Source organism: Silanimonas sp. (assembly GCF_027531545.1).
Classification (GTDB): domain Bacteria; phylum Pseudomonadota; class Gammaproteobacteria; order Xanthomonadales; family Xanthomonadaceae; genus Silanimonas.
Genome location: NZ_JAPZSC010000001.1, coordinates 25,273 through 47,015 on the forward strand (window position 1 = coordinate 25,273; position 21,743 = coordinate 47,015).

The following is a 21,743-nucleotide window of genomic DNA, read 5'->3' on the forward strand; positions in this document are numbered from 1 at the left end:
AGCCCTGCCGATGCGTCTCCCGACGACGGCCGCCCTTGCGGCCGCCCTCCTGTTCCTGTCCGCCACGACCGCCTCCGCCCAGACCGTCCCCCTGTCGGGAGGCACGTACTCGCAGAACTTCGACACCCTGTCGAACACCGCGGGGAGCACGACCAACACGGCCCTGCCCACCGGATGGCTCCTCAACGAAACCGGCGGCGGCGCGCGCGACAACGAGCAGTACGCCGTCGACACCGGCGCCTCGAACACCGGCGACACGTTCAGCTATGGCGCCGCCGGCTCCACAGAACGCGCCCTCGGATCGATCCGAAGCGGCACGCTGATCGCGACCTACGGCGCCTGCTTCACGAACCAGAGCGGCGCCACGCTGGCGAACATCGACGTCGGCTATACCGGCGAGCAGTGGCGCCTCGGTACGGCGGCCCGTTCGGACCGCCTTGATGCCCAGTACAGCCTCGATGCCACCAGCCTGACCACGGGCACCTGGACGGACATCGACACGCTGGACTTCACCACGCCCAACAGCGGCGGCACCGCGGGCGCACGCGACGGCAACGCCGCCGGCAACCGGACGGCGATCGCCGCCTCCATCAATGCACTGGCGATCGCCAACGGAGCGTCCTTCTGCCTCCGGTGGGTCGACGTCGATGCGAGTGGCGCCGACGACGGCCTCGCGATCGACGACTTCACCCTGACGGCCGGTTCGGCGACGCCGACGCTGTCGATCAATGACGTCACCGTGGCCGAGGGGAACAGCGGGGCCACCAGCGCCACCTTCACGGTCAGCCTCAACCAGCCCGCGCCCGCGGGTGGCGTCACGTTCGACATCGGAACCGCCGATGGCACCGCCACCGCCAGCAGCGACTATGTCGCCAAAGCGCTGTCCGGCCAGTCGATCGCGGCCGGGGCCAGCACCGCGAACTTCACCGTCGACATCAGCGGCGACACGCAGGTCGAGGCGAACGAGACGCTCTTCGTGAACGTCACCAACGTCATCGGCGCGAACGTCGCTGACGGCCAGGGCCTCGGCACGATCACCAACGACGACGCCGCTGCCTCCCCCGACCTGTCGATCAACGACGCCAGCCTGTTCGAAGGCAATGCCGGGACGACGATCGCCCGATTCACGGTGAGCCTCGCGACCCCGGCCCCGGCCGGCGGCGTCCGCTTCGACATCGCGACGGCGGACGGAACGGCCTCGGCCGGCAGCGACTACGTCGCCCGCAACTTGGCAGCCGAGACCATCGCCGCGGGCGCCAGCAGCCTCGACTTTGACGTGACGATCAACGGCGACTCGACGCTCGAGGCCGACGAGACCTTCACCGTCACGATCGCCAATGTCAGCGGCGCCACCGTGGTGGACGGCAGCGCGACGGGCACGATCCGCAACGACGACGTGGCGCTGACGGCGATCCACGCCATCCAGGGCAACGGGGCACAGTCGCCCTTGGTGGGGACGGATGTGACGGTGGAAGGCATCGTCACGGCGCGCAAATCCAACAACGGCTTCTTCCTGCAGACCGCCGAAGGTGAGGCCGACGCCGACCCGACGACCTCGCAGGGCATCTTCGTCTTCACCTCCAGCGCGCCCCCGGCCGCGGCGGCCGTGGGGAACCGCGTCCGTGTCTTCGGCCGGGTCACCGAGTTCGCGTTCAGCGACACCGTCAGCCGCTCCCTGCCGATCACGCAGCTCGCGAGCAACGCGGGCGCCGGCGTGACGCTCAGCGTGACCCTGATCGCCAGTGGACAGCCGCTGCCCGCCACGGTCGACCTGCAGACTGCCGACCTCGCCCCGGGCAATGGCCCGGAAGCCATGGAGCGCTTCGAGGGAATGCGCGTGCGCGCACCGTCGCTGGTCACGGTCGCGCCGACGAATGCCAACATCAGCGAGGCGAACGCGACGGCGACGAATGGAAACGGCGTGTTCTTCGCCACGCTGGCTGGCGTGCCGCGCCCGCTGCGCGAAGCCGGACTCGACCCCGACGAGCTGGTCGCAACGACGGCGCCGTCGACGGTGCCGCGCTTCGACAACAACTCCGAGCTCCTTCGCGTGGACAGCGATGGCCAGATCGGGGCGCTGCGCGTGTCGGCGGACGCCGGCGTTGCCCTGAGCAACCTCGTTGGCGTCATCGACTACGCGTTCAACTACTACTCGCTGTTGCCCGATGCCGGCCAGCTGCAGGTCGACGCCGGCGGCTTCCTGGCCGGCGGCCGCGCTGCGGCCGCCGTCCCCACCCCGGCTAGCGACATGGCCACCGTTGGCGGCTTCAACATCCTGCGCTTCTTCGACAGCGTCAACGACCCCCTCGTTGGCGAGCCGGTACTGACCGCGGCCGCCTTGGACCGCCGGCTCACCCAGACCACCGAAGCCATCTGCCGCTACGTGCGCGTGCCCGACATCCTCGGCATCGTCGAGGTCGAGAACCTCGCCGTGCTGACCCAGCTGGCGGACCGCATCAACGCCTCCGGCGCCGCCGGGACCAACGGCTGCACGCAGAACCCGCAGTACGTCGCCTACCTCGTGGAAGGCAACGACGTCGGCGGCATCGATGTCGGCTACCTGGTGTCGACCCGCGAAGTTCGCTCGGGCGTGCCGCGGGTCCGCGTGCTCGAAGTGCAGCAGATCGGCAAGGATGCGCTGTTCACCAACCCGGACGCGAGCACCGAGCTCCTGAACGACCGACCGCCCTTGCTCCTGCGCGCCGTGGTCGAGCATCCGAATGGCGCGTCGGAGGCCTTCACCGTCATCAACAACCACATGCGTTCGCTGGGTGGCGCGTCCGACACCGCGGCAGGCAGCAACGGCTGGGCCACCTCGGGGGAACGCGTGCGCGCCAAGCGGGGCCAGCAGGCGGTGTTCCTCGCCAACATCGTCCAGCAGCGTCAGACGGCCGACAGCAACGAGCGGCTGCTGCTCCTCGGCGACTTCAACGTCTTCGAGTTCAATGACGGCCTCGTCGACGGGATGGGGATCGTGACAGGCAACGCCGCGCCGGCCGACCAGGTGCTGACGCACTTCCCGAGCCCGGTGACGACGCCGCTGACCGTATTGACACCACTCTCGCCGCGCGACGATCGCTATTCGTTCGCCTTCGACGGCAATGCCCAGTCCCTCGACCATGCGGTGGTCAACCAGCGTGTGCTCGACAGCCTGCTGGCGGTGAAGGCCGAGCACGCGAGGATCAATGCCGATTTCGCGGAAACGCGCTTTGGCACGGGCCCCTTGCGCGTTTCGGACCACGATCCCGTCGTGCTCCAACTCACCGCGGCGAGCTTCCGCAGCGTCAATCTGCGTGTCGGCGCGTTCCCCACCGCGAGGACCATCAGCATCGGCCAGTCCCTCGGCTGGACGGTCGATGTGGTGTCGGACGGCGATGTGGCTCCCGGCACAGCAGTGGAGCTTCGCGTCGACCGTCCGCTGAACGGACTGGCGGTCGCCGCCCCGAGCGGATGGACGTGCGCGCCGATCACAACGACCGCAACCACCACGTCCACCACCTGTCGCCGCGAGTCCTTCGCCTCCGGTGCACTGGCGACGTTCCAGGTGTCCCTGGCGAACAGCAGCGGATTGGCCAACGGAGACATCGCGTTGACCGCCACCGCCGAAAGTCGGGGCACCGAACTGACGCCCGCCGACAACACGACCAGCGCCACCATCGCCGTCGTCGCCAATCGCGCCCCGGAATTCAGCGGCACGCCAAGCATCTCAGGGACCCCCGTTGCGGGGGCCGTGCTGTACGTTTCTGTCGGCTGGAGGGACCCCGAAAACGATCCGACGACCATCACCATCGTTTGGCGTCGGAACGGCACGCCGATCCCCGGCGCCGCCGGCTCGAGCTACACCGTGAGGACGGGTGACCGCGGGGCGAGCATCGATTTCGAGGCGACCGTCCGGGACGCCACCAACGAGGCCAGGATCACCAGCCGAGCCGTCGTCATCGTCAACGCGCCCCCCGTCGCGACGTCCGACACCTACACGGCCGGAGCCGACTTGGCCTTAGAGATTCCGACCCCGGGCGTGCTTGCCAACGACACCGATGCCGACGGCGATGCCTTGACGGCTCGCCTCCGGAGTGCACCCAGCGAGGGCACGGTCACGGTCTCTGACGCCGGGGCGCTGCGCTTCGTGCCACCCGAGGGCTTCAGGGGCCGCGTAACCTTCGACTACGAGGCCTGCGACCCCCAGAACGCCTGCTCCACCGCGACCGTGGCGATCACGATGACGGGCCCGCGGTTCGGTGTCCGAGACGACCTTGTCCGGATCGGTGAGAACAGTGGCGTCGCTTCGATCAATGTCCTGGGCAACGACGTCTTCGAGGCGTCAGCGCTGGCGGGCGGGCGCCTCGAGATCATCCAAGGGCCGGCCTACGGGACGGCGAGCATCGACAGCGCGAGCACATCGGGCAACGTCGCCGACGACCGGGTGGTCTACCGCCCGGTGAACGACCGCAGCGGAGAAGATCGACTCGAGTACCGACTCTGCGACAACCGCAGTCGCTGCGCGCAGGGCCGGTTGCAGCTGATCGTCACTCCGATTGCCGAATCCGCCCTGCGATTGCAGAGGGACGGTACGAGCGGTGCCGTCGACGTTACGGTCCGCGGATTCCGCGCAACCTCGGACGCGCGCATCAACGTCACCCCCGCCGTCGCGGCGCAGCGCTTCGAGCTTGCCGTGCCCGCCGATCGGACCTTCGAGACGACGTGGGACAACGCGGACGGCTGGCGCGCTGAACTGCGCACGCTGCCGAGCGCGAGCGTCGCACGCCAGTGGCGCGTGCTCGTCGAAACGCCAGGGCCCTTCGGGGACGGCATCGATCTCTACGTCGGCATCGACGACGACGGGCAGGGCGACGCGGAACGCGGAGAACTGAGGTGCACCGCAGCCATGACGAGCCTAATCGAGCGCTGTTCGCTCACGGTGGAGGTTCCGGCGAACACGCTGGTCCGATACTGGGTCATGGGCCATATGCCCCATGGCGGCGCAAGCATCGCTCGCGTGGAAGTCTTCGAGGTTCCGGTGCTAGCGGGGACGCCGTCCCTGGTGGCCACCGGCCCGGCGCGCGCCGACCGCCTGGCGGAATGGCCCGTGCGGCTGGCGTGGAATGAACCCACCCTTCTCGACGGCGAGCGGCGCGTCGCATGGCTGAGCATCGCGGAGGCCCCAGGCGCGCCGGCCGCATGGATGCCGGTGTCAATCGAACGTCGAGGAGGTGCCGTCGGCCCACTTGCAGCCCCGGAGGGCGGAGCGCCCCTGCCCTTCAGTCCGCCGACGCTTCGACTCGCCCCCAACGAGGAGGCGCGTCGCGTGTTCGTCGACGTGCCCGCTGGAACGACACGCCTCTTGGTCAATCTGGGCACGTCGCAGCCGCTCGATTTCCAGGTGTTTGCCGCGCCGGCACCGACGGCGGGCCCGCAAGCGCCGCTGATCGCACCGGCCAATGGGACGGTCATTTCCGCCTCGCAGGAGGCCGGTGGAGTCGCGCGACAGATCGCGATCGAATCGCCGCCGGCGGGCCGCCTCTACCTCGTGCCGCGCAACCTCGGCACGGCCGTGGCGGAGGTCACGCTCGGCGTGGAACTCGTCGGGCAAGCGCCCGCCGTTCGCGGCGGCAGCTACTTCAACAGCGGCCGCAGTGGCCACGGGCTGTTCATGCACCCTGCGGGGAACCAGTGGGCCGGCGTCTGGTACACCTATCTTCAAGACGGCTCGGCCACCTGGTACTACCTGCAGGGCCCGGCGCCGGCGCAGAACGGCGTGTGGCGCGGCACGCTCTACCGCAGCAGCTGGAATGGCACGTCGAACACCCTGACGGCGATCGGCGGCGCGGTGGCCACGCCCACCGGGCCTGATGCGTTCACGTTCACCTACACGCTCGATGGCTACACGGGGAGCGAAGCCTTCTCGGCACTCGGCCGCGGCTGCCCGAGTGTCAGCGGAGGAACGCTGGACGCCAGTGGCAACTGGTTCGACCCCGCGCGTGCCGGAAGTGGCTACAGCGTGCAATTGTTCCCGAACTACGAGTTCCATGCGGTCTACGGCTACGACGCCAGCGGCGTCGCACGCTTCGCGATTGCCGAACGCCCGCGTTTCGGTGGGGTGGACGAGACGCTGGTGCTCGAGCAACTCAACGGCTTCTGCCCGGGGTGCGAACGCGACGCCGCTCCCCGGCGGACCAGCGTGGGAACGCTGCGCCGCGTCATCGGCGGAGGTGCACTGCAGAGCTTTACCGTCGACGCGACCTTCGTGAACGGCGTGTCGGGCCGATGGGTCGGCACCGATCGCGTCCAGCCCCTCGGGATGACGCAGGGATGCGCTGTGCCTTGAGCGGAAGCGCACCGCGAAAGCGCTGAGGAACGCAGAGGGCCCGGCCATGCCGGGCCCTCTGCTTTGGTGCGACGCGACAGACCTTGTCGTCCGTGCCCTCCGCCTGCTATCAAGCAGGTCCCTTCGGCGGGAGCCCAGCGGATGCGCACGGCAGCGACGTTCGAGATCGACTACGTCCAGTTCCTCGGCGAAGACGGGCGCCTGCTACGCGAGGACCTGCCCGAGTTCGCGAAGGACCCGAAGGCGCTGGTCGCGCTGTTCAAGCAGATGCTCCTCGTGCGCGCCTTCGACACCAAGGCGGTGGCGCTGCAGCGCACCGGCAAGCTTGGCACCTACGCCAGCTGCCTCGGCCACGAGGCCACGCACATCGGCATCGGCAGCGCGATGCAGCTCGACGACGTGCTGGCGCCGAGCTACCGCGAGTACGGCGCGCAGTTCGTCCGCGGCGTGAAGCCGCGCGAAGTGCTGATGTACTGGGGCGGCGACGAGCGCGGCAACCACTTCTCCGGCCCCGCGCACGACTACCCGTGGTGCGTGCCGATCGGCACCCAGTGCCTGCACGCGGCCGGCGCGGCGCTCGCCTTCAAGCTGCGCGACGAACCCCGCGTGGCCGTGGCCTGCGTGGGAGACGGCGGCAGCTCCAAGACCGACACTTACGCCGCCATCAATTCGGCCGGTGCCTACTGCCTGCCCTTCGTGCTGTGCATCATCAACAACCAGTGGGCGATCTCGGTGCCGCGCAAGGCGCAGACGGGCGCGCGCACGCTGGCCCAGAAGGGCTTGGCCGGCGGCCTCGACTGCGTGCAGGTCGACGGCAACGACCTGATCGCCGTGCGCGCCGCGATGGACCATGCGCTCAAGCGCGCGCGCACCGGCCACGGCGGCAGCGTGATCGAGCTGGTCACCTATCGCCTCGCCGACCACACCACCGCCGACGATGCCCGCCGCTACCGCCCCGACGAGGAAGTGAAGGCGGCCTGGACCCGCGAACCGCTGGTGCGCCTGCGCACCTACCTCACGTCACTCGGGGTGTGGAGCGAGGCCGAGGAGCTCGCGTGGCGCGAGGTGTGCAACGCACGCGTCGACGAGGAAGTGAATGCCTACCTCGCTGTGCCGCCGCCGCCGGTCACCGACATGTTCGACCACCTTTACGAGACGCTGCCGCTCGACCTCGCCGCCCAGCGCGAGGACGCCATCGACTGGGAGAGCCGCCGATGAGCGCCGAAACGACGACACCCACGATCACCCTGATCGAAGCGATCACGCAGGCGCTGGCCTACGAGATGACGAACGATCCGAGCGTCCTCGTGCTCGGCGAGGACGTCGGCGTCAACGGCGGCGTATTCCGCGCCACCGCTGGCCTGCAGATGCGCTTCGGTATGGACCGCGTGCTCGACACGCCGCTCGACGAAACGACCATCGCCGGCCTCACCGTCGGCCTCGCCACGCAGGGCATGAAGCCGGTGGCCGAAGTGCAGTTCGACGGCTTCGTCTATCCGATGCTCGACCACCTGGTCTGCCACGCCGCGCGCTTCCGCAACCGCACGCGCGGCCGCCTCACCTGCCCGATGGTGCTGCGCGTGCCCTGGGGCGGCGGCATCCGCGCACCCGAGCACCACTCGGAAGCGAACGAGGCGATGTTCACCAACGTCCCCGGCCTGCGCGTGGTGATGCCCTCCTCGCCGCAGCGCGCCTACGGCCTGCTGCTTGCCGCCATCCGCGACCCGGACCCGGTGATCTACATGGAGCCGAAGCGCATCTACCGCCAATACAAGGAGGAGGTGCCCGACGACGGCGAAGCCCTGCCGCTCGACGTCTGCTTCGTGCTGCGCGACGGCACCGACGTGACCCTCGTCACCTGGGGCGCGCAGGTGAAGGAGTGCCTCGAAGCCGCGGAGAAGCTCGCTGGCGAAGGCATCAGCGCCGAAGTCGTCGACGTCGCCACGCTCAAGCCGCTCGACTTCGACACCATCCACGAGTCGGTGAAGAAAACCGGCCGTTGCGTGATCGTCCACGAGGCCTGCCGCACCGCCGGCTTCGGCGCCGAGATCGCCGCGCGTCTCGCCGAACACGCGATGTACGACCTCGTCGCGCCGGTGGAGCGCGTCACCGGCTACGACGTGCCGATCCCGCTGTTCCGCCTCGAGATGAAGTACCTGCCCTCGGTCGACAAGATCGTGGCCGCCGCGAAGCGCACGCTCGCCGTCTCCTGACCCAGGACGCCCCCCGCATGAGCACCACGCACCTGTTCCTGTTGCCCGACCTGGGCGAAGGGCTCCCGGACGCCGAGATCGTCGAGTGGCATGTCGCCGTCGGCCAGGTCGTCCGCCTCGATGATCCGCTGGTGTCGATGGAGACGGCGAAGGCCGTCGTCGACGTGCCGGCGCCCTGTTCCGGCACCCTGCTGCGCGTGGCCGGCAAGGCCGGCGACGTAATCACCACCGGCGCGTGGCTGGCCGAATTCGAGCTGGACCCGACCCTGCCGCAGCGCGCCGCGGGCCACGACACCGGGCATGTGCATGGCGCAGGGCACGCACCCGCGCCAACCGTCATGCCGCCGATGCCCTCGCTCTCCGCCTCGGACCTGTCGAACGACCTGCCGGAAGGCGTGACGCCCGCCTTCGGCGGCGGCTTCAAGAACGCGACACCGGCGCTGGCCGCGCCCGCGCCGACTCCGGCGCCGGCCCAGCGTGAGGACGCTGGCACCGTCGTCGGCGCGATGCAGGTGTCGAGCGAAGTGAGGCGCGAATCCACCGTCGCGGTCGGCGGCGTCAAGGCCGTACCCGCCGTTCGGGCGCTGGCGAAGAAGCTCGGCGTCGACCTTGCCCGCATCGCGCCGACCGGCGCCGACGGCGTGGTGACCCTTGCCGACGTGAAGCGCGCCGCCGAACGCGGCGAGGCCCGCCTCGGCGAGTCGCCCACCCCATCGGCGCTGCGCGCGCCGGCACCGTCGATCGCGGCACCCGTGGCCGATGTCCGGCCACCCGTTGCAGCCATGCCTCCTCGCCCCGAGCGCTCGATCGATGCCGATTTCGACACCGACGCGCCGATCCGCGGCGTGCGCCGCAACATGGTGCGCAGCATGGCCGCCGCGCATGCCGAAGTGGTGCCGACCACGCTGATGGACGACGCCGACCTCCACGCATGGTCGCCGGGCGAGGACATCACGGTGCGCCTGATCCGCTCGCTGGTGGTCGCCAGCGCGGCCGAGCCGGCGATGAACGCCTGGCTCAACGCGAAGGAAGGCACGCTGCGCCGCCATGCGCGCGTCGACGTCGGCATTGCCATCGATCACGCGGACGGCCTGTTCGTGACCAACCTGCGCGGCGCCGACCGGATGGACGCCGCCGGAATGCGCGCGGGCATCTCGCGCCTGCGCGATGGCCTCAAGGACCGCTCGCTGCCGGCCGAAGAGCTCTCCGGCTACACGATCATGCTGAGCAACTTCGGCAAGTTCGCCGGCAAGTACGCGACGCCGGTCGTGGTGCCGCCTTGCGTGTGCATCGTTGCGGCGGGCCGGCTGTACCACGGCGTGGTGCCGGTGCTGGGCGGCATCGAGACGCACCGCCTGATGCCGCTCTCGCTCACCTTCGATCATCGAGCAGCGACAGGTGGCGAAGCGGCGCGGTTCCTCAAGGCGATGATCGACGACCTGCAGCGGGCGCGGTGATGCCGATGACGAGCCGGAAGGTGCGAAACCCGCTGTGGCTTGGAGTGATCTTCGCCGCCTGGGCGACGACGACCGCCGGGCAACAGCTCGACCCGGCACCTTTGGATCGGAGCTTCGAGGACTTGCTCATCGAGGCAGAGCTCGATCGTTACCGCTCCGGCGAAAACATACTCCCGGAGCTCCGCGCGGTTCTGGACGACCAGCAGCGGCATCATCGAAGCGGAGCCGTTCGCGTACTGGCGGAACTGGGAACGCCGGCGGCCGTGGACGAGCTTGTCCGAGTCGTCGATCGACGGAACGATCTCGCTTTGGGCTTCCTCGCGATCAATGCGCTGGCCTACATGGCGACACACGAGTCGAAGGCGGCACTGAAGCGAATCTCCGAGACCCATTGGTTTGCGCCGGCACGCGACCGGGCCGCCGCGTTCAATACGCCGGAGGGTCAAGCGGAAATCCGGCGCCGCTCGATCCTTCCGCGAAGTCTCACCGCGACGCCGCATGATCGGACGCGCGCCTGCCTGGCGTTTCCAGTCTTCGAGGAAGCGCCGGTCGTCCAAGGCCCCGAGCTACCCGACGGCTTCACGCTCGCATCGGAGAGCACGTTCCGTACACCCGGCATGCTCCGCTCGGTATGGATCGACGATGGCTGGCTGGTGGCCGAGTCTGCCGGCGAATGGGGCGGGATGCTGGCGTTCGTCGATCGTGGTCTCAGCATCACCCCTCTCGCCAACGAAAACCTCAGCTTTCTGGCGCCATTTGGATCGGGCTGGATCGCCGTCGAAAGCGGCACACACGAGCAACCCGACGTGCTGTTGATTTCCCGCCGCGCCGACAGGACCTTTGGTGCCCGCGTTGTGGCCAGGGCACCTGGCAGCTTGGGCACCGTCACCGGATCAGAAAGCGACGACATCGTGTACCGCGAGGGCCCGCGAATGGGGCGAGACGGCCGCCTGTACTTGACCTCCCGGCGTTGGGGAGGCTTCGTGATCGGTCGCGAAGCGCAGGTGGTGGAATGGCCTTGCCTCGCGTACGGCGCCGATCCATTCGCGGAATTCAGCTACTGAACAAGCCAGCCCGGGGATTCGGCGAGCCGTCGGCTCCGGCGTTGGGCTACGTGACCGCCGCAGCCAGTCGCCCGAACGGCACCGCCGAACGCCGCTGCTCGACCATGCGCTTGCGCTGCTTGATCAGGCGCTTCAGCAGTTTGTGCAGCGCGCCGTCGATGGCGGGGCCGAAGCCCTCGCTGCGCGCCTTCACCACGACGAGCCGGCCATCGTGAAGCTTGGCCTGCACCTGGCACTGGCGGTCGATGCCGCCCTTCGGGCCATTGAGGTCGGCGAGCGAAACGACGAGGTCCGAGATCAAGTGGGCGATGCGGCTGAGATGCCGTTCCGCGCGGCGCTGCAGGGCGTCGAGCGTGTCGGTGCCATGGATGTCGCGATGGCTGAGCAGGGCGATGTGCATCGTTCGTTCCTCCGCGGTTGGGCAACGACAGAGTGCCGCGGCGGGCGGGAGGTTCCCGCGTCGCTCGCGGCGTTCAGCGAACCTTGACGACGCTGAAGGGGCTCAGCCCTTCACGGGGCACGTGTTCAGGCCGAGCAACGGGTAAATCGGGCAAAAGCCGATGGCGGACGTCGCCAGCGGCACCACGCCAACCCACGCCCAGACCGGCCCGCCGAAGGCGGCCCAGCCCACCAGTCCCAAACCTGCGGCGGCGCGCAGGATCCGATCGATGCCACCGACATTCGCTTTCATGAGGCAGGCTCCGTGATGGGGTCAAGCGCCGGGTACCAGCGCGCCATTCCAGCCTGCGGGAGGCCGCCGCGAGCCGCCATGACCTCGATCAATTCGCTGCCGCCCGAGGGCCGGCGGGTCAGGAACGCGCGTTCGCTGCGAGCGGTGCGCGGCGTCGCCAGAACCACGCTGCAACCAACACCAGCAGGAAGCCCTTGTAGGCGATCAGCGAAGCGACGATCTCGCGGATGATCGGATGGTGTCCGGCGGGCTCGACTTGCAGGCCGGCGACCATGCCAGCGACCGACAGCGCGATGGCGCCGACCAACGCCGCGATGTCGAAACCACGGGCGCTGGCGAAGCGGGCGGGCGCGGTGCGCCAGTAGATCCAGCCGAGCACGGCGAACCACGGGGCGAGGAGAAGAACGGCGAGGAGACTCATGCGCATAGTCTGCCGAACGCGATGTTCAGGCCGCGTCCTCGGCGAAGGCGGCGAGAGATTCCAGCACCTCGGCGAGCTCGATGCCGTCCTCGAGACGGCCGATCATCGCTCCGGCCAAATGCAGGCCTTCGTCCGCGCGATGCACCAGGGCCGCGCCTTCGGCCTTGAGCTTCGCGATGAGCTGCCCGGCGTCCTTCGGCGAGGCATGGCCCTCGCTCTGCACCAGCACGCGGCCGTCGGCATGCACGAGCTTGAAGTAGAAGCGGCCGTCGCTCTCGCGGTACTGCTTGAAGGTGGGCTGGGCGACCTTCGCCGCCTTGGCCTTCGGCGCCTCGGCCATGGTGGCGGTCAGCGGCCGCAGGCCCACGGCCTCGCGCAATTCGCGCAACAGCGGCGTGGCGATGGCACGCGCCTTCGCGGCACCCGCCTGCAGCGTGGCTTCGATGTCGGCCGGCTTCGCGATCAGCGCCTCGTAGCGCTCGCGCATCGGCGCGAGGTGGCCATCGAGCAGCTCAAACAGCGCCTGCTTCGCCTCGCCCCAGGCGAGCCCGCCACGCAGCGCGGTGTGCATCTCGGCCGCCTGCGCCTCGGTGGCGAAGGCGCGGTACAGCGTGAACAGATGCGCGGCGTCGGGGTCTTTGGCCTCGCCCGGCGCGCGCGAGTCGGTGACGATCGAGGCGATCAGCTTCTTCAGCTGCGCCGGCGGAGCGAACAGCGGGATGGTGTTGTCGTAGCTCTTGCTCATCTTGCGGCCGTCGAGGCCGGGCAGCGTGGCCACCTGTTCCTCGATCACCGCTTCCGGCAGCACCAGGTACTCGCCGTAGGTGTGGTTGAAGCGTGCGGCGAAATCGCGCGCCATCTCGATGTGCTGGATCTGGTCACGGCCCACCGGCACCTTGTGCGCCTTGAAGCCAAGGATGTCGGCGGCCATCAGCACCGGGTACATGTAGAGCCCGGCAGTGACGCCGGCATCGGCGTCCTCGCCATTGGCGGTGTTCGCGTCCACGGCCGCCTTATAGGCGTGCGCGCGGTTCAGCAGGCCCTTGCCGGCCACGCAGGTCAGGAACCACGTGAGCTCGGGGATCTCCGGGATATCCGACTGCCGGTAGAACCACACGCGATCCGGATCGAGCCCGCAGGCCAGCCACGTGGCCGCGATCTCCAGCGTCGAACGCTGCACGCGCGCCGGGTCCTGCACCTTGATCAGCGCGTGGTAGTCGGCGAGGAAGTAGAAGCTCTCGGTGCCGGGCTGGCGGCTGGCGGCCACCGCTGGACGGATGGCGCCGGCGTAGTTGCCGAGGTGCGGGGTGCCGGACGTGGTGATGCCGGTGAGGATGCGGACGGGAGCGGTCATGCCGCGATTTTAGCCTGCGGGCAGGCCGTCCAACCCCGTTTGCGCGCGCGGTGCGTTGCAGGGTTCCAGACCCCACGGAGAACCGCGATGCCCGCCCTGCCCCGCTCCTTCGCCGCCGTCGCGCTGCTCGCGGCGTCCCAGATCGCCTGCGCCCATCCGCGCCCCACGACACCCGAGGAGGCGCGCATGGTGCGGCTCGAGGTGGTCGATCGCGACACCGGCGCGGCCTTGCCGCAATACCGGCACCGCCGCGAGGCCTGGGTGGCCGGCGAGGACGACCAGCCCTACACCCTGCGCCTCACCAACATCATGGGGGCGCGCGTGCTGGTCGTGCTCAGCGTCGATGGCGTCAACGTGGTGACGGGCGAATCGGCCGATCCAGCGCAGTCCGGCTACGTGCTCGCGCCCTATGCGAGCGCCGAGATCGACGGCTGGCGGAAATCGATGCAGGAGGTCGCGGCCTTCCGATTCAGCGCCGCAGCGGACAGCTACGCCGCACGCACGGGGCGGCCCTTCGACCTCGGGGTGATCGGTGCGGCGGTGTTCCGCGAAGCCGCGGTGGTTGAACCTTGGCCGATACCGACCCCGCCGATCGCACGGGCCGAGCGCAGCGCGCCATCCGCCCAAGCCGCGGAAACCGTGGCCGACGCCGCGGCGGGAGCCCCCGCACCCGCCTCGCCTTTGGGCACCGCGCATGGCGAGCGGCGCTGGTCGCCCAGCGCGCGGACGACCTTCGAACGAGCAAGCCGGCAGGCCGATGAACTCATCGCCCTGCGCCATGACCGCCACGAGGCGCTGGTGGCACGCGGCGTCATCCGATTCGAACGGCAGCCGTGGCTGGCCCGCGAACCGCGGGCCTTCCCGGGCGGTTTCATGCCGGACCCGTGAGCCGGGTTCAGTCCTTGGCTTCGTCGGCTTCGCGAGTCATCACTTCGCCGACCTTCTTCACGTCCTTGCCGAAGCCGGAGACGGTGTTGCAGGCGGAAAGCGCGACGAGGGCAAGCAGGGCGACGGCGAGCAGGCGGAACTTGGTCATGGAAGGTCTCCCTTGGAACGTGGCCGGATTCTAGCGTCCCGGCGGGTGAAGACCGGCGGAATGCGGGTCTTCACGCCACCGCGGGGACGACTCAATCGCGCATCAGGGTGGACTTGCCGAACAGGCTCTCGACGAGGTCCACGGCCAGCAGCGCGGTCTTGTTGTGGTCGTCGAAGGCCGGGTTCAACTCGACGATGTCGAGCGAACCCATGCGGCCGGTGTCGGCGATCATTTCCATCACCAGCTGGGCCTCGCGGTAGTTCGGGCCGCCGGGCACCGTGGTGCCGACACCCGGGGCGATGCCGGGGTCGAGGAAATCGACGTCGAAGCTCACGTGCACGTGGGTCTCGGCGTCGATGCCGGCCAGCGCCTCGTCCATCGCGCGCTTCATGCCGACCTCGTCGATGTAGCGCATGTCGTAGATGTCGAGGCCGTACTCCTTCACCAGCTTCTTCTCGCCGGCATCGACCGAGCGGATGCCGATCTGGCGGACGACGTCGGGCGAGATCGCCGGCGCGCTGCCGCCAAGATGCGTCAGTTCCTTCGGGCCGAGGCCGCAGAGGCAGGCCACCGGCATGCCGTGGATGTTGCCGGAGGGCGTCACGTCCGAGGTGTTGAAGTCGGCGTGCGCGTCGAGCCAGATCACCCGCAGCTTCTTGCCCACGCGCCGGCACCAGCGCGCGACCGCGGTGATGCTGCCAAGGCCGAGGCAGTGGTCGCCGCCCATCAGGACCGGCAGGTTGCCGGCATCGAGCTCGGCCTCGACGGCGCGCATCGCCGCCTCGTTCCACTCGACCACCTGCGGCAAGTGACGGTAGCCGTTCAGGGGCGGCAGCCAGGGATTCATCGGGCCGGTCAGGTTGCCGCGGTCCTCGACGGTGACGCCGCGCTCGCGCAGCGCTTCGGCGATGCCGGCGACGCGCAGGGCTTCGGGGCCCATGACGGCACCACGGTGGCCGGCGCCGATGTCGGTGGGCGCGCCGATCAGCGCGACGGTCGGAAAACGACTCATGCTCACTCCTTCGTGCTGCGTCGTCGTTCGGCCGGACGGCGCTTACGGCGGAGGTGGTGCCGACAGTCCGAATCGAACGGACGACCTACCGCTTACAAGGCGGTTGCTCTACCAGCTGAGCTATGCCGGCGCTGGGGGCGGAAGTGTAAACCAGCCCGGCAACCGGGCGATCAGAAGCAGGGGATGGGCCGCGCCTGCCAGTTGCCCGCACCCAGCGGCGTGCGCCAGTCGTAATCGGCGGCGACCGCGATCTCGAGCCACCACTGCGGGCGATCCTCGCTGGCGGTCTCCATGACCGCTTCGATGCCCAGTGCCTTCACTTCCGCGAGGCGAGCCTCGGCGTTCTGCTGTTCGCGGAACAAGCCGAGCGACACGGTGTTCTCGCCCGGCCCGGCGGTCACGACGTAGTAGTCGCGGATGCCCTGCCCGGCCAGCGCGCGCGCCTTCGCCAAGGCATCGCCGCGGGTGGCGGCCGCGGGCACATACACGCGCCAGCCGCGTGAACTCTGGACCTGGGCTTCGCGGTACTGCAGCTTGCCGACGCTCGCACCCAGCACATCGACCGCCCGGCGCAGCGCCGAGGGCGTGTCGAACGGACCGACCGAGAGGCAGGCCATGGCGGCATCCATGCGGGTGGGCGCCACGGCCAACTCCGCCGAGGCGGGCAGCGAATCGGGTTCGGCTTCGGCCAGCAGGGTGAGGCCCGGCACGCCGGGCTGGGTGGCCGGCAGGGCGGCCGCGTGCGACGGCGCATGCAGCCCCCACCAGAGGGCCGCCGCGACGTTGAGGCACAGCAGGATGATCAGGGCACCGCGCGAAAGCATGCGTGCAGTGTAGCCGCGCGGCACGCGGCTTCGCTCATCCCGCGGTCAAGCGCATCCGGCCGCCGCGTAGACGCGCAGCCCCTCCAGCACCATCGCTTCGTGATGCACAACTCGAGCGGACAAGCGCCGAGCCAGGGCATCAGCGAACGCCGCCGCATCGCCGCCGCCGACCAGCAGGGACGGTGGTCGGCCCAACACGGCGCAGGCGTCGTCCCACGCGGCAAGGACGAGGCCGAGGGCCTGCCCGCGCGCCCCGGCGGCGACGGCCTCGGGGGTATCGATGCCGAAAGCCACGGCGGCAGGCGTGGGCGCTTCGCCACGATCCAGCGCCGGAAACCGCGCCGCCAAGGCTTGGCGCGCATGCGCGGGAGCGATCCCGATGAGGCCACCGTGGTGGATTCCCCGGGCGTCGAGGAGATCGACGGTGATCGCGCTGCCATAGCTCACGACGAGCTGGTCGCCGCCGCGGGCCCGCGCCGCCAACAGGGCGAGGAAGCGGTCGACGCCCAGACGCGCCGGGTCGGCGTAGGCGATGCGCACGCCGGCGCACTCGGCGCGCGTGACGGCGCGCTGCGGTCGCAGGCCACAGGCATCGAGCGCCGCCTCGACGCGCTGGCGGATGGCCTCCGGCGCGACGCTGGCCAGCCACGCGGCATCGCCAGGCGCGTCTTGGGCCAACACCTCGTGGAGGGCGGTATCGAAGCCGGCATCCCCATGGGCCAGCGCCGTGACCGGGCCGAGGCCCGAGGCATCGGCGCGCGCCAGCTTCAAGCGCGTATTGCCGAGATCAAGCAGCCACACGGACGCTCACCTCGCCGGCATGGTGCACGCGATCGCCATCGACATGGCGCACGCGCAGGCCACCGCCCACGTCGATGCCCATCGCCACCCCGTCCTCCACGCGCTCACCGGACAGCACCCGCACCGGCCGACCGGCCAAGGCGTCGAAGCGGGCCCAGTCCTCCACGAAAGCCGCGAAGTCCTCGCGTTCGAACTCGGCCAGCGCCGGCAGCAGACGACGCAGCACGGCGCCAAGGATGCGCGGCCGCGCGACGTCCTCCACGCCGGCGCGACGCAGATCGGTCCACGGCTGCTCGACGCCGGGCACCGCCGCGACGTCGAGGTTCAGGCCGATGCCGATGGCCACCGCCTCGCCGCGGGCTTCGATGAGCAGGCCCGCGAGCTTGGCGTCATCGACCACGAGATCGTTCGGCCACTTGAGGCGCACGCTGGAGGCGCCAGAATCGTGCAGGGCGCGCGCCACTGCGACACCGACGGCGGGACCCAATGGGGCAAGCCGCAAGGGCGGCAGCGCGAAACGTCGGAGCACGGTGAAGGCCAGCGCGCCTTTGGGATCGGTCTGCCAAGCGCGGCCGCGTCGGCCACGACCGGCCGACTGGCCGTCGGCGACGAACACCGCGGCACCGCGCATCGGCAACGGGCTGCAGAGCGCCCAGTCCTGCGTCGAGTCGACCGCTTCGACGTGATGGAATGCGGCCAGCTCACCGAGCGCCGCCTCATCGAGCGCAAGGTCGCGTTCTCCGAACGCTTCAGGCATCGGTACGGGCCCACAGTCGCGCGAAGACGCGCGCCTTCTCGAAGCGGTGCTCGTTGCCGGCCCGCAGCCGCTGCAGGTTGGCGCGATGCGTCCACGCCAGCAGCACGGCGGCCACCAGCGCGAAGCCCATCCAGGCGCCGTCGCGGCCCTCGACCAGCGCCCACACCGGCAGGGCGATGCCGGCCAGCACGGTCGCGAGCCCAACGTAGCCGGTCGAGAGCAGCACCAGCAGCCAGACGCCCAGCAGCGGCGCCAAGGCCAGCGGCCACAGCAGGGCGAGGCCGCCCACCAGCGTCGCCGCACCCTTGCCGCCGCGGAAGCCGTGGAACACCGGCCACACATGGCCAGCCACGGCCAGCAACGCACCCACCATCTGCGCCACGACATCACCGCCCACCCAGCGCATCAGCGCCACCGCGGCCGCACCCTTGCCGATGTCGATCAACACGGTGCCGAGCGCGAAGGCCCAACCCTGGGTACGGAGGGCGTTGGTGCCGCCGGCATTGCCGCTGCCCTGGGTGCGGATGTCGACGCCGCGCAACTTGCCGAGCCACAGGCTTCCGGAAATGGAACCGAGCAGATAGGCCGCAGCACCGGCCGCGAGCATCGTCGCGAGGCTCACGGCGCCACCGGCTGCAGGCAGGCGACCAGCGCCCCGGGGCCGGCATGCGCGCCAACCGCAGGGCCGGTTTCCACCAGCCAGCCTTCGGCGATGTCGAGCCGCAGCTTGAGGGCGGCCAGCAAGGCCGCGGCATCGTCAGCCGCGTCGCAATGGCCGACGATCAGACGCCAGCGCGTTCCCGCAGGCGCCTGCTTGGCGACATAGGCCGCAAAGCGCTCGCGGGCGCGCGCCTCGCCGAACAGCGCGGCACAGGGTTTCAGGCGGCCTTCTGGCACGACCTTGGCGATCGGCGTGGCGCGAAGCACCGACGCGATCCATCCGGCCCAGCGCGGCACGCGGCCGCCGCGCACGGCGTGGCGGATGTCGCGGGCGAGCGCGAAGGTGAGCGTCTTCGGCTTCAACGCGGCCACATGCGCGAGCACCTCGGCCGCGGCGGCGCCGGTGGCGGCCTTCTCGGCGGCGGCGATGGCGAGCAGGGCCTGCCCGCCCGCGGCATTCGCGGTGTCGAACACATGGGTTCGGGACGCATCACCCCGCTGCGCAGCCGCCTCGGCCGCCTGCAGCGTGCCCGACACCGCGCGCGACAGCCCGATGTAGACGACTTCGGCATGGTGCGAGAGCAGGAAATCGAACTGCCGGCGGAAATCACCCACCGGCGGCTGGCTGGTGCGCGGCAGCAGGTGCTCGTGGCGCAGCCGCGCGTAGAACTCGGCGGGGCTGATGCCGACGCGATCGAGGTAGTCCTGCTCGCCGAAGTTCACCCGCAGCGGGATCACGTGCAGGTTCAGGGCGTCGGCAAAGCCGTCCGGCAGGTCGGCCGAGCTGTCGGTGACGACCACGCAGCCGCCCGGCGCGTTGGCCGTGCGCGCCTGCGCCAGCATGTCGTCGGCCTTGGTCGATTCGACGCGGCCGAAGCGGCCCAGCGCCTCGAACATCGCCGAGGGCTTCGCCACGTGCGCATGCACTTTCACCCGATGCGCGCTGCCCGCGACGACGACGCAGTCGGCGCCAAGGTCGGACATCGCCGCCTGCAGCCCGGCGCGGTCGAGGCCCTCGCCAACCAGCAGGCATTCCGTGCACCAGCGATGGCGCGGATCGATGTCGTCGAGTTCGGCGTGCAGCGCATCGTGCACATCGCTGATGTCGAGATCGGAGCGATCGTCGGCACCATCGGCAGCGCCAGACGCCCCGCGCCGCGCCATGAAATCGCCGATGCCTTCGAGGAGATCGACGAAGCCCTGTGCGCCGGCATCGACCACGCCGGCCTTGCGCAGCACGGGCAACTGGTCGGGCGTGCGCTGGAGGGCGATGCGCGCCTGCGCCAGCGCGGACTCGAACCAGGCGCGGAGCTCCTGGCGTTCGCCCTGCTCGGCGGCGTGCACCAGCGCCTCGGCGAAGGCATGGATCACGCTGATCATCGTGCCTTCCTTCGGATCAGCCATCGCCGAGCGCGCCGAACGCGATGCGGCGCGCGCCGCCTCGGCGAGGCCGCGGCGGTCGAGCGAGGCCCGCGAACCGACGGCATCGGCCAAGCCGCTGAAGAACTGCGCGAGGATGGCGCCGGAGTTGCCGCGCGCGCCGTCGATCGCCTCGTCGCCGACCCGCCGAAGCAGGCGGCCCACGCCACCGGCCCGACGCTGCAGCGCGCCGGTGAGCACCGTGCTCAGCGTCAGGGCGAGGTTGTTGCCGGTGTCGCCATCGGGCACGGGGAACACGTTGATCTTGTTCAGCGCGTCGCGGCGGGCGATGACCCGGCGCACGCCAGCGATCAGCGCATGGCGCAGGGCGGCGGCGCGGATGGGGCCGGGTGGCGGCAGCGGGGAAGCGAGGGGCGTGGTCGCGGACATACGCCGGAGTCTGGGGGAACTCCCCACGGTTCGGCATGCTGCGCGACAGCATGCCCGGCTGGCAAGGCGCGCCCATGCGCGGCCTTCACCGGCGGCGTATGATCCTGCGACGCGTTTGCCCGGTGCCGCATCTCTCCGGGCCTACCCCTACGGAAACCGCCATGATCCGCGCCGCTCTCCTGTCGCTCGCCCTGCTGGCCCTGCCGATGGCCGGCGTTGCCGCCGAAGCGGTCACGGAAGCGCCCGCCGCCGAAGCGCCGAGCGCCTGCGATGCCAAGCCGGCCACCGCGCCGGCCGCCGAGGCCGCGGCACCGACCGACGCCCCAGCGCGCCATACCGAGGCTACGCCGACCCGTCCGGCCAGCGCGCGCAGCCCGGGCAACGTGCGGACCACCACGCCGCGCTGGAACCGCCTGCTGCCGGGCATGTTCCGCTGACCCACGCCGCGCACCGGCATGCCCTGGGCCTGGTGGCGACGCTGGCGCAAGCCACCCCCTGACATCCACGACGCGCACTGGGCCGCCCTGCTGGCCCGGGCTCCGTTGGTTCGAGGCCTGGGCCCACTGCGTCAATCACGCCTGCGCGGGCTGACCGCCCGATTCCTCGACGGCAAGGCGATCTCCCCGGCCCACGGCCTGACCCTCGACGACGGCGACCGGCTGGCGCTGGCGGCCCACGCCTGCCTGCCCCTGCTCGGCATCGGCGAGGCAGGCCTGCGCGGCTGGTCGGAGGTGATCGTCCACCCCGGCGCCTTCCGGGTGGAGCATGGACGGCATGGTGCACCGCACGAAATGGACGAACTCGAAGTCGTCGAGGACGGCTTCGAAGACCGCGAAGGCGAAAGCTGGCAGCACGGGCCGATGGTGCTGAGCTGGGCCGACCTCGACGCCGAGATCGCCGAGCCGGAACCGGGCTACCAGCTCGTGGTCCACGAAATGGCCCACAAGCTCGACGCGCTGGACGGCGTCATGGACGGCACGCCGCCCCTGCCGCGCGAGTGGCAGCGAGCCTGGGCCCGCGATTTCGGCGCCGCCTTCGAGGCCCTGAACGCCGAACTCGACGCGCTCGACGCCGCCGGGGCGCAGCACGGCCCGCATGACGATGAAGAGCCGGATGAGGACGGCGCCAGACCCGCCATCGATCCCTACGCCGCGGAAGCCCCGGAAGAGTTCTTCGCTGTTTGCAGCGAGTACCACTTCACCGACCCGGAGCGCCTGCGTGCGGCCTTCCCGGCGGTGGCCGCGCACCTCGAGCGGTTCTATGGGCCGCCGCCGGCCCTGGACCGCGACAACGATCCGACGCCGGCCTAAGCCGGACAC

Annotated in this window: 19 protein-coding genes and 1 tRNA gene; 8 read left to right on the forward strand and 12 right to left on the reverse strand. The window is 70.3% G+C overall.

Annotated features, from left to right (window positions below; genetic code table 11):
* Positions 1-10: 10 nt before the first annotated feature.
* From O9280_RS00130 to O9280_RS00150, 5 genes are all read left to right on the forward strand, one after another.
* Complete coding sequence (locus O9280_RS00130) at positions 11-6,325, forward strand: Ig-like domain-containing protein (RefSeq protein WP_298337227.1); 6,315 nt, start codon at positions 11-13, stop codon at positions 6,323-6,325.
* A gap of 141 nt (positions 6,326-6,466) precedes the next feature.
* On the forward strand, positions 6,467-7,543 hold the full coding sequence (gene pdhA / locus O9280_RS00135) for a pyruvate dehydrogenase (acetyl-transferring) E1 component subunit alpha (protein WP_298337232.1): 1,077 nt from the start codon (positions 6,467-6,469) through the stop codon (positions 7,541-7,543).
* A complete protein-coding gene (locus O9280_RS00140; RefSeq protein WP_298337234.1) occupies positions 7,540-8,538 on the forward strand; it encodes an alpha-ketoacid dehydrogenase subunit beta in 999 nt (332 codons plus the stop codon). Before pdhA ends, O9280_RS00140 begins: the two co-directional genes overlap by 4 nt.
* A gap of 17 nt (positions 8,539-8,555) precedes the next feature.
* A complete protein-coding gene (locus O9280_RS00145; RefSeq protein WP_298337236.1) occupies positions 8,556-9,995 on the forward strand; it encodes a dihydrolipoamide acetyltransferase family protein in 1,440 nt (479 codons plus the stop codon).
* Complete coding sequence (locus O9280_RS00150) at positions 9,995-11,059, forward strand: HEAT repeat domain-containing protein (RefSeq protein ID WP_298337239.1); 1,065 nt, start codon at positions 9,995-9,997, stop codon at positions 11,057-11,059. Before O9280_RS00145 ends, O9280_RS00150 begins: the two co-directional genes overlap by 1 nt.
* Positions 11,060-11,105: 46 nt before the next feature.
* Here O9280_RS00150 and O9280_RS00155 read toward each other — a convergent pair whose 3' ends face one another.
* The 4 genes from O9280_RS00155 to O9280_RS00170 all read right to left on the reverse strand — a co-directional run bounded on the left by O9280_RS00155 (position 11,106) and on the right by O9280_RS00170 (position 13,525).
* Complete coding sequence (locus tag O9280_RS00155; RefSeq protein WP_298337242.1) at positions 11,106-11,459, reverse strand: HPF/RaiA family ribosome-associated protein; 354 nt, start codon at positions 11,457-11,459, stop codon at positions 11,106-11,108.
* A gap of 102 nt (positions 11,460-11,561) precedes the next feature.
* A complete protein-coding gene (locus tag O9280_RS00160) occupies positions 11,562-11,750 on the reverse strand; it encodes a DUF2892 domain-containing protein (protein ID WP_298337245.1) in 189 nt (62 codons plus the stop codon).
* Between the two features lie 118 nt (positions 11,751-11,868).
* Entirely contained in the window at positions 11,869-12,171 is a 303-nt protein-coding gene (locus tag O9280_RS00165) for a hypothetical protein (protein ID WP_298337249.1), read from the reverse strand.
* Positions 12,172-12,196: 25 nt separating this feature from the next.
* Positions 12,197-13,525, reverse strand: a complete 1,329-nt coding sequence (locus O9280_RS00170; protein WP_298337252.1) for a tryptophan--tRNA ligase — start codon at positions 13,523-13,525, stop codon at positions 12,197-12,199.
* A gap of 87 nt (positions 13,526-13,612) precedes the next feature.
* Here O9280_RS00170 and O9280_RS00175 point away from each other — a divergent pair, with 87 nt between their 5' ends.
* Positions 13,613-14,413: a hypothetical protein gene (locus O9280_RS00175; RefSeq protein ID WP_298337255.1), complete on the forward strand. Its 801-nt coding sequence runs from the start codon at positions 13,613-13,615 to the stop codon at positions 14,411-14,413.
* Between the two features lie 7 nt (positions 14,414-14,420).
* Here the strand turns inward: O9280_RS00175 and O9280_RS00180 are convergent, their stop codons facing one another.
* From O9280_RS00180 to O9280_RS00215, 8 genes are all read right to left on the reverse strand, one after another.
* Positions 14,421-14,561 (reverse strand): entericidin A/B family lipoprotein, encoded by a 141-nt coding sequence (locus tag O9280_RS00180; RefSeq protein ID WP_298337258.1) that lies wholly within the window; start codon positions 14,559-14,561, stop codon positions 14,421-14,423.
* Between the two features lie 91 nt (positions 14,562-14,652).
* Positions 14,653-15,573 (reverse strand): arginase, encoded by a 921-nt coding sequence (gene rocF, locus O9280_RS00185; protein ID WP_298337261.1) that lies wholly within the window; start codon positions 15,571-15,573, stop codon positions 14,653-14,655.
* Positions 15,574-15,627: 54 nt separating this feature from the next.
* Positions 15,628-15,703: transfer RNA gene (locus O9280_RS00190), tRNA-Thr, on the reverse strand.
* A 40-nt stretch (positions 15,704-15,743) separates the two neighbouring features.
* On the reverse strand, positions 15,744-16,397 hold the full coding sequence (locus tag O9280_RS00195) for an SPOR domain-containing protein (protein ID WP_298337264.1): 654 nt from the start codon (positions 16,395-16,397) through the stop codon (positions 15,744-15,746).
* Positions 16,398-16,442: 45 nt separating this feature from the next.
* Entirely contained in the window at positions 16,443-17,198 is a 756-nt protein-coding gene (locus O9280_RS00200) for a type III pantothenate kinase (protein WP_298337267.1), read from the reverse strand.
* Positions 17,185-17,955: a biotin--[acetyl-CoA-carboxylase] ligase gene (locus O9280_RS00205; RefSeq protein WP_298337270.1), complete on the reverse strand. Its 771-nt coding sequence runs from the start codon at positions 17,953-17,955 to the stop codon at positions 17,185-17,187. Before O9280_RS00205 ends, O9280_RS00200 begins: the two co-directional genes overlap by 14 nt.
* A complete protein-coding gene (plsY, locus tag O9280_RS00210) occupies positions 17,948-18,577 on the reverse strand; it encodes a glycerol-3-phosphate 1-O-acyltransferase PlsY (protein ID WP_298337273.1) in 630 nt (209 codons plus the stop codon). The genes O9280_RS00205 and plsY overlap by 8 nt, the downstream gene beginning before the upstream one ends.
* Positions 18,574-20,424 carry a DegV family protein gene (locus tag O9280_RS00215; RefSeq protein WP_298337276.1) on the reverse strand — a complete coding sequence of 617 codons (1,851 nt, stop codon included), beginning with the start codon at positions 20,422-20,424 and terminating at the stop codon, positions 18,574-18,576. Before O9280_RS00215 ends, plsY begins: the two co-directional genes overlap by 4 nt.
* 161 nt (positions 20,425-20,585) lie before the next feature.
* On the opposite strand from O9280_RS00215, the gene O9280_RS00220 reads away from it, so the two are divergent.
* Complete coding sequence (locus O9280_RS00220; RefSeq protein WP_298337279.1) at positions 20,586-20,861, forward strand: hypothetical protein; 276 nt, start codon at positions 20,586-20,588, stop codon at positions 20,859-20,861.
* Positions 20,862-20,879: 18 nt separating this feature from the next.
* Positions 20,880-21,734, forward strand: a complete 855-nt coding sequence (locus O9280_RS00225; RefSeq protein WP_298337283.1) for a M90 family metallopeptidase — start codon at positions 20,880-20,882, stop codon at positions 21,732-21,734.
* Positions 21,735-21,743 lie beyond the last annotated feature (9 nt).